Source organism: Escherichia sp. 20412-1 (assembly GCF_003027595.1).
In the GTDB taxonomy this organism is placed as follows: domain Bacteria; phylum Pseudomonadota; class Gammaproteobacteria; order Enterobacterales; family Enterobacteriaceae; genus Escherichia; species Escherichia marmotae.
Genome location: NZ_PYQM01000062.1, coordinates 1 through 14,661, shown reverse-complemented (window position 1 = coordinate 14,661; position 14,661 = coordinate 1). Strand labels below are relative to the sequence as shown.

At 51.5% G+C, this 14,661-nt stretch carries 11 protein-coding genes and 1 pseudogene; 5 read left to right on the top strand and 7 right to left on the bottom strand.

Annotated elements, in window-relative coordinates; all coding sequences use genetic code 11:
• Positions 1 to 113 (top strand): hypothetical protein (locus C7B16_RS25485; RefSeq protein ID WP_223363118.1); only part of this gene is annotated, 113 nt, incomplete at its 5' end.
• A gap of 15 nt (positions 114 to 128) precedes the next feature.
• Here C7B16_RS25485 and C7B16_RS22665 read toward each other — a convergent pair.
• On the bottom strand, positions 129 to 731 hold the full coding sequence (locus tag C7B16_RS22665) for a helix-turn-helix transcriptional regulator (protein WP_001165765.1): 603 nt from the start codon (positions 729 to 731) through the stop codon (positions 129 to 131).
• Between the two features lie 518 nt (positions 732 to 1,249).
• Here C7B16_RS22665 and C7B16_RS22660 point away from each other — a divergent pair.
• From C7B16_RS22660 to C7B16_RS22650, 3 genes are all read left to right on the top strand, one after another.
• A complete protein-coding gene (locus C7B16_RS22660; protein WP_032159445.1) occupies positions 1,250 to 2,149 on the top strand; it encodes a LysR family transcriptional regulator in 900 nt (299 codons plus the stop codon).
• 48 nt (positions 2,150 to 2,197) lie between these two features.
• The gene (gene yhjD / locus C7B16_RS22655; protein WP_000191245.1) at positions 2,198 to 3,211 is read left to right on the top strand and encodes an inner membrane protein YhjD; all 1,014 of its coding nucleotides are present in this window, start codon (positions 2,198 to 2,200) and stop codon (positions 3,209 to 3,211) included.
• Positions 3,212 to 3,621: 410 nt separating this feature from the next.
• Positions 3,622 to 4,944 carry an MFS transporter gene (locus C7B16_RS22650; protein WP_001149022.1) on the top strand — a complete coding sequence of 441 codons (1,323 nt, stop codon included), beginning with the start codon at positions 3,622 to 3,624 and terminating at the stop codon, positions 4,942 to 4,944.
• A 181-nt stretch (positions 4,945 to 5,125) separates the two neighbouring features.
• On the opposite strand, the gene C7B16_RS22645 is transcribed toward C7B16_RS22650, so the two are convergent.
• Together C7B16_RS22645 and pdeH are read right to left on the bottom strand one after the other, a co-directional pair.
• Positions 5,126 to 7,186: an AsmA family protein gene (locus C7B16_RS22645; protein WP_107180183.1), complete on the bottom strand. Its 2,061-nt coding sequence runs from the start codon at positions 7,184 to 7,186 to the stop codon at positions 5,126 to 5,128.
• A 69-nt stretch (positions 7,187 to 7,255) separates the two neighbouring features.
• Positions 7,256 to 8,023, bottom strand: coding sequence for a cyclic-guanylate-specific phosphodiesterase (gene pdeH, locus C7B16_RS22640; protein WP_000621117.1), 768 nt, complete (start codon positions 8,021 to 8,023; stop codon positions 7,256 to 7,258).
• Positions 8,024 to 8,254: 231 nt separating this feature from the next.
• Here pdeH and kdgK point away from each other — a divergent pair, with 231 nt between their 5' ends.
• Positions 8,255 to 9,184: a 2-dehydro-3-deoxygluconokinase gene (gene kdgK, locus C7B16_RS22630; RefSeq protein WP_001517301.1), complete on the top strand. Its 930-nt coding sequence runs from the start codon at positions 8,255 to 8,257 to the stop codon at positions 9,182 to 9,184.
• A gap of 95 nt (positions 9,185 to 9,279) precedes the next feature.
• Here kdgK and C7B16_RS22625 read toward each other — a convergent pair whose 3' ends face one another.
• From C7B16_RS22625 to C7B16_RS25695, 4 genes and pseudogenes are all read right to left on the bottom strand, one after another.
• A complete protein-coding gene (locus C7B16_RS22625) occupies positions 9,280 to 10,776 on the bottom strand; it encodes a M16 family metallopeptidase (protein WP_107180182.1) in 1,497 nt (498 codons plus the stop codon).
• Between the two features lie 219 nt (positions 10,777 to 10,995).
• Positions 10,996 to 12,282 carry a C4-dicarboxylate transporter DctC gene (dctA, locus tag C7B16_RS22615; protein ID WP_000858222.1) on the bottom strand — a complete coding sequence of 429 codons (1,287 nt, stop codon included), beginning with the start codon at positions 12,280 to 12,282 and terminating at the stop codon, positions 10,996 to 10,998.
• Positions 12,283 to 12,464: 182 nt separating this feature from the next.
• Positions 12,465 to 14,453 carry a biofilm formation regulator HmsP gene (gene hmsP / locus C7B16_RS22605; protein WP_001266370.1) on the bottom strand — a complete coding sequence of 663 codons (1,989 nt, stop codon included), beginning with the start codon at positions 14,451 to 14,453 and terminating at the stop codon, positions 12,465 to 12,467.
• A gap of 81 nt (positions 14,454 to 14,534) precedes the next feature.
• Positions 14,535 to 14,661 (bottom strand): annotated as a pseudogene (locus tag C7B16_RS25695) (cellulose synthase); the annotation flags it as partial.

Sequence of the window (14,661 nt, the reverse complement as noted above, 5' to 3'; positions counted from 1 at the left end):
TGGGACAACTTGTGAAATTACCGACAAGAAGGGAAAGGGCCTTCCCGAGAGTGGTAAAGGAGAGGCCCTGGAAATACCCCACAGCCCCGAAAAAGAGCCAGTCAGTTGCTTAACTGACTGGCATTACTTCAGGAGGAGATATTTAACATCATTGCCGCCTGGGTTCGGTTTTTCACTTCCAGACGTCGATAAAGCGATTCCAGATGCGCCTTTACCGTTCCGGTGCTGATATTTAACGCCCGGCCAATCTCTTTATTCGATTCGCCTGCCGCCAGCATGGTTAAAATTTCCCGCTGGCGGGCGCTTAATGATGCGAGATCTTTCGACTCTTTTTCCGGCGCTGTTCGCCAGTCGCCGGGCAGAAACATCATGCCCATCACCGCACTGTTTACCGCCAATACGAACGTCTCAACGGTTGAATCACGCGGCACAATGGCCATCACATTAAAGTGGATAACCTCCTGCAACCATCGTTTGTTGCAATCCGTCGCCGTGATTAACACTTTAATATCAGGAAATTGCACCACGGTTTTTTGCAATAACCACTGGCAAAATTCACCGTCTTGATCGCCATCCAACATCACTAAGGCTTCGGGATAGCTTTCAAGTCTTTGCCATAGCTCATCTGCCTGACTGACGCCCTGAATACCTACCCCTGGAATACGCTGTTGTAAACTGATTTTCATTCCATGAATAAATATTGACTGCCTGTCAAACATGATTATTTGCATTACTGAATCTCCACCTGAATACGTTAAAAAGACTTAAGTAGTGGAAGGGTATTACCCGAGAGACAAAATAAGAATTCGCCATTTGGCGGTGGCCATTCTACAGAGATGAAACGTAGAAAATAGTTACCGATATAAATAGTTACAGCTAAATGCCCGAAATTACATGTCGAGGGCACTATTTAAAAAATTCTTAAGGAATTCCTTATATTTTGCGCCGCATTCAGGCAATTAAAGTAGATTTATCGCTCGTTTTAATAACGTCTACGGTTAAAGAAAATGATTAGATTGCGCACTAATCCGCAATACGCTGTTTGTGCATTTTATGAAATGAGTCAAAATTATGACCTTCTGCTGGTTATTTCTCTATTCAGGGAACGCTAATCCACCCTTTATTCTCTAAAATATCCTCACTTTCTGCGTTGCACCGTTGTGAAATCATGCATTAGATGTTAGAAAAAACAATAAATAATGCGATATGCGCGTTACTGTTTCGCTGTGAACAACAATCGGTCAAAGAAATGGATAAAATTCACGCAATGCAGTTGTTCATCAAAGTCGCGGAGCTGGAAAGTTTTTCCCGCGCGGCAGATTTCTTTGCTCTGCCGAAAGGTAGCGTCTCGCGTCAAATCCAGGCACTGGAAAACCAGCTTGGCACCCAGCTCCTCCAGCGTACCACGCGGCGGGTACAACTGACGCCGGATGGTATGACCTATTATCAACGGGCGAAAGATGTGTTGAGTAATCTCAACGAACTGGACGGCCTGTTTTTGCAGGATACCACCAGCATCAGCGGTAAATTGCGCGTCGATATCCCGGTCGGAATGGCGAAAAATTTGTTGCTGCCGCGGTTACCCGATTTTCTGTATCAGTATCCGGGTATTGAACTCGAATTAAGTAGCAGCGACCGTCAGGTAGATATTCTTCATGATGGCTTTGATTGTGTGGTTCGCACAGGTACGTTACCCGACGATGGACTCATCACCCGTCCACTCGGCAAACTGACGATGGTCAACTGTGCCAGTCCGCACTATCTGACGCGCTTTGGTTATCCGCAAAATCCCGACGATCTGACTTCACACGCGGTAGTGCATTACACGCCACATCTGGGCGTGCACCCATTGGGTTTTGAGGTTGCCAGTGGTCATGGCGTCCAGTGGTTTAAGTCCGGCGGCATGTTGACGGTAAACAGTAGCGAAACCTATCTCGCCGCCGGTCTGGCGGGGCTGGGGATTATTCAGATCCCCCGCATCGCCGTGCGCGAAGCCCTGCGCGCCGGACGGCTTATTGAAGTGTTGCCCAGCTATCGCGCCGCTCCACTCTCCATTTCCCTGGTTTACCCTCAGCGTCGGGAGCTTTCCCGCCGTGTAAACCTGTTTATGCAGTGGGTCGCAGGCGTAATGAAAGAGCACCTGGACTGACCGACTATACTTTTTAAGACAGACAACGACTGAAGGACTAAAGAGCGGATGACGCAGGAAAACGAGATCAAACGTCCCACCCAGGATCTGGAGCATGAGCCGATTAAGCATCTGGATAATAGCGATAAAGGCGGCAAAGTCAGCCAGGTGCTGGAAACTGTCACCACCACCGCCGAAAAAGTCCAACGCCAACCGATCATCGCGCACCTGATTCGCGCGACTGAACGCTTTAACGATCGACTGGGTAATCAGTTTGGCGCAGCGATCACCTATTTCTCGTTTTTGTCGATGATCCCGATTTTGATGGTGTCGTTTGCCGCTGGGGGTTTTGTGCTGGCTTCGCATCCGATGCTGTTACAGGATATCTTCGACAAAATTCTGCAAAACATCAGCGATCCAACGCTTGCCGCCACGTTGAAAAACACCATCAACACCGCTGTTCAGCAGCGTACTACCGTAGGTCTTGTTGGCCTGGCGGTGGCACTTTATTCCGGCATCAACTGGATGGGCAATTTACGTGAAGCGATTCGCGCCCAGTCGCGTGATGTCTGGGAACGTTCGCCGCAAGATCAAGAAAAATTCTGGGTTAAATATCTGCGTGATTTTATTTCGCTGATTGGCTTGTTGATTGCGCTGATTGTGACGCTCTCAATCACCTCCGTTGCCGGTTCTGCGCAGCAAATGATTATTAGCGCATTACACCTTAATAGCATTGAGTGGCTGAAACCGACGTGGCGATTGATTGGCCTGGCGATTTCCATCTTCGCCAACTATCTGCTTTTCTTCTGGATCTTCTGGCGGCTGCCGCGTCACCGCCCACGGAAAAAGGCGCTAATTCGCGGGACATTCATCGCAGCTATTGGTTTTGAAGTGATTAAAATTGTGATGACCTACACCCTGCCATCGCTGATGAAATCCCCCTCCGGCGCAGCCTTTGGTTCCGTGCTGGGGCTGATGGCATTTTTCTACTTCTTCGCCCGTCTGACGCTGTTTTGCGCGGCGTGGATTGCCACCGCCGAGTACAAAGATGACCCGCGAATGCCGGGTAAAACACAACATTAAAATATGCCGGATGCGGCGCAAACGCTTTATCCGGCCTACGAATTTATTCGGTCTGGCTCCCCCCTGGCCGGGTAAGATGCTCCAGCATCGCATCCGGCTATAACGTGCACATAACCTCCTGAAACTCTTCCCCCTGCGCCTTTTCAGTATCGCTTCAGGAGCAAACAATTTCATGCCAACTCATAAGCCCAGCATATAAATCCAGTTGGTAACTTTTATTTAACCTAAAACCAGTTTTATCGACTATTTATGAAATTATGTGAAGCATTTCATAGAAGAAAAATCACCAGCCTAAACATTATCCCCTTTTTGCCTGGTTTTTAGTCGTTTTCGTGGTTTGTTACACATTGAAATATCACTTTTGCTGTGCGTAATATGGCTATTCGTTAGACAAAAAATAAGAAAAGATTATGCAAGCAACAGCCACAACACTCGACAACGAGCAAGAATACACGCCGATCAATTCGCGTAATAAAGTCCTTGTCGCCTCCCTCATTGGCACGGCCATTGAGTTTTTCGACTTCTACATTTACGCCACTGCGGCCGTTATTGTATTCCCGCATATCTTCTTCCCGCAGGGCGATCCGGCGGCGGCGACACTACAGTCGCTCGCGACCTTCGCTATCGCTTTCGTCGCGCGCCCCATCGGCTCTGCCGTGTTTGGTCATTTTGGCGATCGCGTTGGGCGTAAAGCGACGCTGGTCGCCTCTTTGCTAACGATGGGAATTTCGACGGTGGTCATCGGCCTGCTGCCTGGCTACGCAACGATTGGTATTTTCGCCCCGCTGCTGCTGGCGCTGGCTCGATTTGGTCAGGGCCTGGGATTAGGCGGTGAATGGGGCGGCGCAGCGCTGCTGGCGACCGAAAATGCGCCGCCGCGTAAACGTGCGCTGTATGGCTCCTTCCCGCAGTTGGGCGCACCGATTGGCTTCTTCTTTGCCAACGGCACTTTCCTGCTGCTTTCCTGGCTGCTAACCGACGAGCAGTTTATGAGCTGGGGCTGGCGCGTGCCGTTTATCTTCTCGGCGGTGCTGGTGATTATCGGCCTGTATGTTCGCGTGTCGCTGCATGAGTCGCCGGTGTTTGAGAAAGTCGCTAAAGCGAAAAAGCAGGTGAAGATCCCGCTGGGTACGCTGCTGACCAAACACGTACGCGTTACGGTACTCGGCACCTTTATCATGCTGGCGACCTATACGCTGTTTTACATCATGACCGTCTATTCAATGACCTTCAGTACCGCCGCCGCGCCAGTCGGGCTTGGCCTGCCGCGCAATGAAGTGCTGTGGATGCTGATGATGGCAGTAATCGGTTTTGGCGTGATGGTGCCGGTAGCCGGATTGCTGGCTGATGCCTTTGGTCGTCGTAAAAGCATGGTAATCATCACCACACTGATCATCCTGTTCGCACTGTTCGCCTTTAACCCGCTGCTCGGTTCTGGCAACCCGATTCTGGTTTTTGCCTTCCTGCTGCTGGGGTTAAGTCTGATGGGGCTGACCTTCGGGCCAATGGGCGCGCTGTTGCCAGAGCTGTTCCCAACGGAAGTGCGTTACACCGGAGCATCATTCTCTTACAACGTATCGTCGATTCTCGGGGCTTCCGTTGCACCGTATATCGCGGCCTGGCTGCAGACTCACTACGGGTTAGGTGCGGTAGGGTTATATCTGGCGGCGATGGCCGGCTTGACGCTAATCGCTCTGCTGCTGACGCATGAGACGCGACATCAGTCGTTGTAATAAGAGTGAAAAGCCTGATGCGCTACGCTTATCAGGCCTGAATTTCCATACAATGTATTGAATTCGCAAGGATTAGTAGGCCGGATAAGGCGTTCACGCCGCATCCGGCATGAACAAAGCACACTTTGCCAACAATCTAAATCTGTTTAATTGCCGGATGCCAGACATCCGGCAATTATCATCACTTCTTCATCTGCGACAAAATCATCCGGCACTGATTAGCTTCACCTTCTGAAGGTGATATCAACGCCAGTAATGCCGCCGCAGGTGTCACCAGCGTTGCCAGTGCTGCCGCAACAGCACCACGGGCAATCAACGACCCTGCTTTCACCCCTGCCTGCGGATTTTTGAACGTTCCGCGGACATACAGCGGCGAACGCAGCGTGATAATCCGAATACCTTTGCTCTCTGGATCGACAGTTAAATCCAGTTGCTCCGAAGCAAAACTTGCCGTGCCGGTAACATTAATCAACGCATTCTCAGTATCGAAAGCAAAAATCTGCGGACGCGCCACGCCGTTGGCAATATCCAGATTCGCCGCCGCGCAGTTCACCCGCACCTCGTCATCACCAAAAATCGCACCGACAATGTAGTTACCGACGTTCAAGCCGACAATCTCCATCAGGTTACGGCTCACCAGCCCGTCATTCATCAACAGTTTCAGGTTGCCATTACTATTTCCCAGCAGCGCCGCCACCGAGTTGCCGCTACCGCGTAGTTCAGCATCGCCGTTCATTTCACCCAGTGTTTTCTGCATCAGCGCCACATCCGGCATCAACGCTTTCAGTTTCAGCCGACGAGCCTGAATATCCGCCCGACCCTGCATCGGTTTTTTATCCCCTTCCAGATGAATGTTCGCCGCAATACTGCCGCCCGCCATGCCAAATTTCAGCGGTTGCAGGCGCAGGTCGGCGTTTTTGAGGATGATATGGGTAGAAAGATCGCTAATCGGCAGACTGCTGCCATGCTCAATGCGCCGACCTTTAAAACGGACATCGGCATCCATCGCATCCCATTTATCGGTTTCGAAGCGGTCATATGGCAGCACTTTGCCCGCAGGCTGAACATTCTTTTCGCCCTTCTTCTGTTCAGACCGTTTCGACTTTTCCGCACCTTTCCCGGAATCAACGCCAATCAACGGCCCCAGATCTGCCAGCCGTAACTGCCGCGACTCGACGTCACCTTCCAGTTTTGGTCGTGGTTTGCCGGTGGTGTAGACCAGAGAACCGTGAATATCGCTATCACCAATGCGCCCGTTAAAGCCGCGATAATCAAAGACCGACGATTTTTCAGTGTCGATTTTCGCTACCAGTCGGCCATCGGTTTCAAACGGCGGCGTATCGGGCAACAGAACGCCGGTCAGTTCGTAGAGATCACCCAGCGAATCGCCAGAAAATTTAAGCCGTAAATCGACGCCGCCCATTTTCATTGGGTCATTCACCACGCCATCAAAAGCGACACGGGTGTTACCGGAGCGAAAATCAGCCTGCACCGGAAACGGTGTCCCTTCACCACGCAGCGCTAGCATACCGCCAATTTTACCCGTCCCCATGAGTGGTTCGCCGTTATAGCGCCCTTGTGCTTTCAGGCCAAAAACGTAATCGCCCACCTTTTCTTGATCCGTTTTACCTTTCGATCCGGTCACTTCGCTGAACGGCAACGGCTTGCCTAACGGATCAACAAAAATCTCCAGATCCGCTTTGCTTACTTTATCATCAATAGCGATCCGCCCTTGATCGAACAGAATATTATCCAGCCGAAACGACCACGCCGACGGTTTTGCATTCGCGTCTTTGTTGTCATCGTTGCCGAGGTTGAACGTCCAGTTGTTGTTCTTTTCAGAGAGGCGAATCAGGCGCGCATCAGGCTTTTCCAGCTTGATCCACGGCAACCAGACCGTTTTGGTCAGCAGCGCCAGCGGAGCCAGCGTCGCTTCTACGCGCGGCAAATGCACCATCGTTACTTCGGGAATATCCGGCGGGTTGCCGAGAATGATGTCTTCTGCGTGCACATGAGGCCACGGCACCCAGCTACGCCAGCCGGTTTCTTGTTTTTGCCGCTCCCACACCACGCCCAGATCGCCACGAATAGCGAAGGGGCGATTCAATTCCGCAGAGACTTTCTGGTTGATGGTCGGTTTGAGACGATTCCAGTCAAAAGTCGCAATCAAAATGATCGCCACGACGACCAACAACAAGAAAGCCCCTGAAATCGCAGCGGTTATTTTGCCTGCCTTGCTCATAGTTCGCTTCCTCATGTTCTTCCTGTGCCAGTCCTAAAGATAGTCCAGCCAGGCGAAAAATGAGGCGGCTTACAGAGCCAGCGCCACTGAATCCAGCGTTTCTATCGGCGCAGGGCGCGAAAGAAACCAGCCTTGTGCAGCGAATGCGGGAGAATTTTGCACATCGCCCCATTCTTCCTCAGTCTCGACACCTTCGACAATCACGCCGCGGCAGTAGCGGTTCATCAAATGCAAAAGCTGGGAAAAGAGCGTGCGGCCTTCCGGCGACTGGCGCAGCATCACAAACAACTCGCGAGCGATTTTGATGTAGTCATAACGCACTTCACTTAGCGCAGAAAAGTTTGCCATCCCGGTGCCAAAATCATCCAGCCACAGCGGGCCAAATTCGCACATTGAGGCAAATGTTGAATCTTTCGGCAGGCGGATGTGTTCCACCAGTTCAAAGCGCAGCCAGGGAAGACGGTCAATCTGGCGTAAAATCTCCGGCCGCTGACGCAGGGCGAGAAGTGTAGGACCATCAATATTAACCGATGCCAGCAGACCGTGCTCAGCAAAGAACGCGGCTTTTTTCGCTAGTAAATCAATCTGTTCTTTCACCACATCCATCCGATGCCTGACGGTGATTTCGGCAAAATAACGATCTGGCGGCAGTCGTTGCAAAGGATTATCGGGATGCGTGACAACCGTTAAAAGCTCCACGGCCATCAATCGCCCGGAAGTCTGGTAAATCGGCTGCCAGGTGTAAGCTCGCTCACATTGCAACCAAAAACGCCGTTCCTGCAAGCTCTCGATGCTTGCTTCAGGGTTGCTTATTCGCTGGATAACCTGCCTTATCATCGAAGATGTCCTGTGTTTAAAAGTGATACTGGCCGGACTCGACAAATATTATCGGCGCGCTACGGCAGAACTTTACCGCCAGAGAGGAGTTAATTTGCCCGCGCAACGACGGAATTTCTCAGGAATACGTTCTGGCTCAAAAAAATAATGGAACAGTGTTTTAATATAGTTGACCAACAAACCACCGCAGCGCAAACTAACGCTAATTTTTTACAGATCAGGTTCACGACTATGTCCAAAAAGATTGCCGTGATTGGCGAATGCATGATTGAGCTTTCCGAGAAAGGCGCAGACGTTAAGCGCGGTTTCGGCGGCGATACCCTGAACACTTCCGTCTACATCGCTCGTCAGGTCGATCCTGCGGCATTAACCGTTCATTACGTAACGGCGCTGGGAACGGACAGTTTTAGTCAGCAGATGCTGGACGCCTGGCACGGAGAGAACGTCGATACTTCCCTGACCCAACGGATGGAAAACCGTCTGCCGGGTCTTTATTACATTGAAACCGACAGCACCGGCGAACGGACTTTCTACTACTGGCGTAACGAAGCCGCGGCCAAATTCTGGCTGGAGAGCGAGCAATCGGCGGCGATTTGTGCAGAACTGGCGAATTTTGATTATCTCTATCTGAGCGGCATTAGCCTGGCGATCTTAAGCCCCACCAGTCGCGAAAAACTGCTTTCTCTGCTGCGCGAATGCCGCGCCAATGGCGGGAAAGTAATTTTCGACAATAACTACCGTCCACGCCTGTGGGCCAGCAAAGAAGAGACGCAGCAGGTCTACCAGCAAATGCTGGAATGCACGGACATCGCTTTCCTGACGCTGGATGATGAAGATGCGCTGTGGGGTCAACAGCCGGTGGAAGACGTCATTGCGCGTACCCATAACGCGGGCGTGAAAGAAGTGGTGGTGAAACGCGGCGCAGATTCTTGCCTGGTGTCCATTGTGGGCGAAGGGTTAGTGGACGTTCCGGCGGTAAAACTGCCGAAAGAAAAAGTGATCGACACCACCGCTGCGGGCGACTCTTTCAGCGCCGGTTATTTGGCGGTACGCCTTACCGGCGGCAGTGCAGAAGAAGCGGCAAAACGCGGGCATTTGACTGCCAGCACCGTGATTCAGTATCGCGGCGCGATTATCCCGCGTGAGGCGATGCCAGCGTAAAAGCAGCATATGCAAAAGGCTGGATAAAGTGTTACTCCTCTATCCAGCTCTTCCATAAATGCCTGATGGTTGTGCTAACTCATCACCATCAGGCATTACTGTGCGGGTGGAATATCCGTCACTTCAGGATGCACATCATCTGCGGCTACAGATGTGGCGGCAGCCGCAGTAGATGGTGCCATGATTTGATCCCAGGCGGCCTGCAATCCTTTCATGTTAAATTCCGGCTCACCTTTCGGCTGCAGCAGAATTAATGCCATGTCGTTCGACAACTGCTGACGCAGATCCTGATTTAACATTTCTACCGTCAGGCTGTTAAGAAAATCCTGACGCAGTTTCTGATATTGCTCTGGCGCGATATCGACGACCTGATTTTGCAGTGAACGCATCCGCTGCCCCATCAGAATATCGGTATCAGCTCGCGCATAAGCAGCAAACAGTTTCTGTAACTCCAGTTTCTTTTGCGCAACCAGAGCGTTGAACTCTTCTTCTGGCAGGCCTTTATCACGAACTTTCGCCAGTTCACGCGCAACCAGATTCAGGTTGCTGTTCAGTTTGTCGTTTGGCGACTCGATGTTGATGGCACATTGCGCACGCTGATACAGCACACGGCAGTCAAAACCGAGGCCGATATCTTTGCTGTTATTGGCGCTTAGTGCTTGCTGAACATGCCAGAACAGCGCCTCACGGGCCAGATCAGCACGCCAGTAGCGCAGGAGCGCCGCTGACTCACGAATCGGCTGCCACGGCGTATCCCACATAATGGATAACCGGTCCTGACGCACTGCGTCAGTCATAATGCTTACCGCTTCGGCGCGCAGCGGAGAAAGCGTCGGCACTGGTGCCGGTGTTTCACGTTTGCCTTTCAATTCGCCAAAGGTTTTGTTGATTTGGTCGACAACCGAGCGCGCATCAACATTACCCACCACCAGCAGCGTCATAGCATCTGGGGTGTACCATTTCTGGTAGAAATCTTTAATTTTCGCCGCCTCAACGGGTTGTTTCAGCGAATCAGCAGGATCGTGACCTAGCAAGGTAGATCCTTTCAAACGATAGCGCCACCAGCCTTCTTTGGTGTCGGCTGGCCAGGTTGCCACCATGTCCTGGCTTTGCAACGCATGGTTTACCGTTTCTGGCGTGATGGTCGGCTTGCCGGTCGTATTCGCCAGATAAGAGAGCGCTTCTTTCAGCAGGTCGTTACGGTTATTTGGCAAACTAAGATTAAACAGCGTGGTGTCATAAGAGACGATCACCGGCGGCATTGGACGCTTAGGGTCGATCCCCTGTTGCCACAATGAACGTGCCTGTGCTGCTTCCAGGCCACCGCTTTGCGTTAGCGCAATACGAGGAATAGCGTGGCTGTAACCGCTCTGTTGTGTACTTTCAGCGAGCGAACCGGTATTAACCAGCAGGCGAATTTCAACACGATCGCTGGGACGCTGAGGCGTGGTCAGCACTTGCCACTGTAAACCGTTGGAGAGCGTCCCCTGTTGCCATGCTGGATCAGGCTGGAGCGCATCTGCCTGCACATAGCCAGCAGTGGCCATCACCAGCAAACCGCCCGCTAAAAGTCGAATTTTTGTGCCCTGCATGTGAACCCCTGATCAACTATCCTGGTAATAAAAGACTGCCCGTTGTCGGTCAGTCTGAATGACGTTAAAAACACTTCGTGTTAGACCGCAAGAACATGAAAATGTCACGGAGGAAGTGAAATAAACCCGAACTCACCCAGGGGGTCAGTTCGGGCACAGGGGTCAATTATGCGCAAACACCCGCACTCGGGGAAGGGAGTGCGGGCATAAGTAGTGAGATTAAGAGGATAATTCGTGCGTTTTGCCATCCGGCGCACGATTATTCAGCACATCATCCAGTTTTTTGTGGTCCAGTTCTTTAACCCACTTCGCTACCACGATGGTTGCGACACCATTACCGACAAGATTAGTCAGCGCACGAGCTTCCGACATAAAGCGGTCGATGCCGAGGATCAGCGCCAGACCAGCCACCGGTAAATGACCCACGGCTGAAAGCGTCGCCGCCAGCACGATAAAGCCACTGCCCGTTACCCCTGCCGCCCCTTTGGAAGAAAGCAGCAACACAACTAACAGCGTGATTTGGTGGACGATATCCATCTCACTGTTGGTGGCCTGGGCGATAAACACCGCCGCCATCGTCAAGTATATCGATGTTCCGTCAAGATTAAACGAGTAGCCTGTTGGGATAACCAACCCCACCACCGATTTCCGGCAACCGAGTTTCTCCATCTTGTCGAGCATACGCGGCAGCGCTGACTCGGAAGAAGACGTCCCCAGAACAATCAGCAATTCTTCACGGATATAACGGATAAATTTGAAGATACTGAAACCGGTCGCTTTAGCGATTGAACCCAGTACCAGCACCACAAACAGGATACAGGTGATGTAGAAGCAGATAATGAGCTGCCCCAGTTGCACCAGTGTGCCGACGCCGTATTTACCGATAGTAAACGCCATCGCCCCAAACGCACCAATGGGTGCCAGGCGCATGATCATATTGATAATGCCGAAGATGACCTGCGAGAAACTTTCGATAACGTTAAAAATCAGTTGGCCTTTGCTACCCAAACGATGGAGCGCAAAACCAAACAGGACGGCAAACAACAGCACCTGCAGGATGTTACCGCTGGCAAATGCGCCAATAACACTCGCCGGGATGACATCCATAATGAAGGCGACAATGCCCTGATCTTTCGCCTGCGCGGCGTAAACCGCGACCGCTTTCGCATCAAGACTTGCCGGATCGACGTTCATTCCGGCACCAGGCTGCACGACGTTAACGATGATAAGACCAATAATCAGCGCGATGGTACTGACAACTTCAAAGTAAAGCAGTGCGACAGCGCCGGTACGACCGACCGCCTTCATGCTTTCCATGCCCGCAATGCCAGTTACGACAGTACAAAAGATGACGGGAGCGATGATCATCTTAATGAGCTTAACGAATCCGTCGCCAAGCGGTTTCATTTGCTCGCCTATTTCAGGATAGAAATGGCCAAGGAGAATACCAATGGCTATCGCTGTCAGGACCTGAAAGTAAAGGCTTTTAAACAGAGAGGTCTTCATAGGGTGTCCTTTAGTAAAACCACAGGTCTTGTAAGGTTATGGTGTACCTGCGGCCTTAAAATAACACCCAGACAACATCACAGAAATGTACCTGGATCATAATTGAAACAAAAAGGTTAAAAAGTTTGAGCTGGCTCGCACAAACCAGCACTTTTTAAAGTTTTGTAATCAGTTTGGGGTAGTTATTTATCTTCCAGGTAACTCTCTTCGAAGATTTCAATGGGGAGTGGCCGTGCAAAAAGGAAGCCCTGGGCAATACCCACGCCCGCTTTTGCCAGCCAGTCGCGTTGCGCTTCAGTCTCCACGCCTTCGGCAATCATTTGTAGGTTCAGACTTTGCGCCAGCATGATAATTGCGGTAATCATGCTGCTATCTTCTGGCAAGCCTTCAACGAACATTTTGTCGATTTTCAGCACGTCTATTGGCAACGATTTCATATGCTGCAACTGACGTAGCCCTGCGTAACCCATGCCGAAATCATCCAGTGCCACCTGTACTCCGGCATTTCGCAGCGGACGGAGGATCGCCACCGCCGCTTGCGGGTCATCAATACGTCGACTCTCTGTCACTTCCAGAATCAGCGTTCCCGGCTGAATGCGATAGCGGGTTAACAACTCCAGCATATCCGGCACCATATTCGGGTGCATAAGCTGTAGCGCCGAGAGGTTCACCGACAACGGCAGCATAATGCCGCGCTCTTGCCAGGCGGCAAGCAGCCGACAGGACTCCTCCAGCACCCAATGACCAACGGTAACCATCAGTCCACAGGACTCAATTCGATCGATTAGCCCATCCGGCAATTCCCAACTACCATCCGGTTGCTGGATACGCAACAACACTTCCGCACTGACTAATTTGCCACTGGTCATCTCCACCTGTGGCTGCAACCAAATAGCAAACTGATGATTTTCCAGTGCATTAAGGATATCGCTCTCTTCCGTCAGCCGCTGTTGAGCTTCTTCCATCTGCTGCGGATCATAGAACTGAATTTGATTCTTCCCTTTATGACGAGCAGTAAACGCCGCTGAAATAGCACGACCATAAAGTTGTTCGGCAGTAAGATCGCCATAGAACATCGCCACACCAATGCTACAGTGTGGACGCAGTTGAATACGTTCAATTGGCAAACGCTCGCTCATGATAGTAAGCACTTGCTGACCTAATGTGATGGCGTGCCACGGCTCCTGTACGCCGTTGGCGATAACAGCGAAGTCATAGCCGCTGACCTGTGCGAGGATCATGCGTGGCGACAGCACAGATTTGATTTTCTCCACCAGCGTCAGTAGCAGGATTTCCCGCTGCGCCTCTTTCAGCACGCCTGCGGTATCACGCAGCGTTTCACAAGTGATGATCATCAGTGCGGTGGTTTGTTTACGTGCAACCACCTGCTCCAGCATCTCCATCAGCAAGGCTTTGTTTGGCAAATCCGACACCGGGAAGCGCATCGCATTTTCGCACTGTTCTTCATAATGGCGCTGCAACAATTGCTGATTAAGGTTGTAACTGCGCACCAGCATACCGATTTCGTCGTCCTGATGCAGACGCGGCAAGGCCAGTTGATGACCAACAATCTCTTGCGGTGGAATGGCGTTTAGTTCGCGAGCAATATTACGTAAAGGATGTAATATCAGTCGGTTAATGCACCAGCTAATCGCCACCGTCAGGATGAGTGACAAAAGTAAGTAAATGGTCACTAACGTAGAGACGGTGCTCATCACGAACTTGTACATGCGGAAGGAATCTGCCTGTAACACCAGATAGGCAATCGGCTGCGGGGTGGCCGGACGCTCCAGCGAGTAGACGCCCAGCGAGATTTGTACCGGTAACTCAAACAATCGGGTGAACATCACTGGCACCGGGCGCTCTGGAATAAAACTTTTACGTAGCGCCTGGAACTGGTTAGGTAATACAACATCGGCGCGGCTGACCACACCCGCCGGTTTTATGCTGGCAAGAATAGCTTCCGCCTGCGGAATATCACCTTTCAAAATGGCGGAAGATAAGGGTTCGCGGACAGAGCGAGCAATGCTTTCCAGTTGCGTAGCCGTGTTATAGCGGTTCTGCTGTACCAGATGAAACAGCAAAACAGTGCAAAAAACAAAAACGAATACCATGACAACGGCCGCCACCATTGCCATCTGCTTAATTGTTAACGAGCGACTAACGCGCAAATTGTCTCCCCCCGGAAATCCCAGATTGCCGCCCGAGTATACCCGATCGCAGCGGCATTAAGAGAGGCGCTATCTGAAAACTTACCAGTCGGCGTAAGGTATCAGCGGCTGCGGCGGTAAATCCATGTCGCCCTGCCATCCGGCGGCGGAATACCGTACATAGAGCAGGAAATGGCTGGGCGCATAATCTTTCGCCTGCTGGATATCG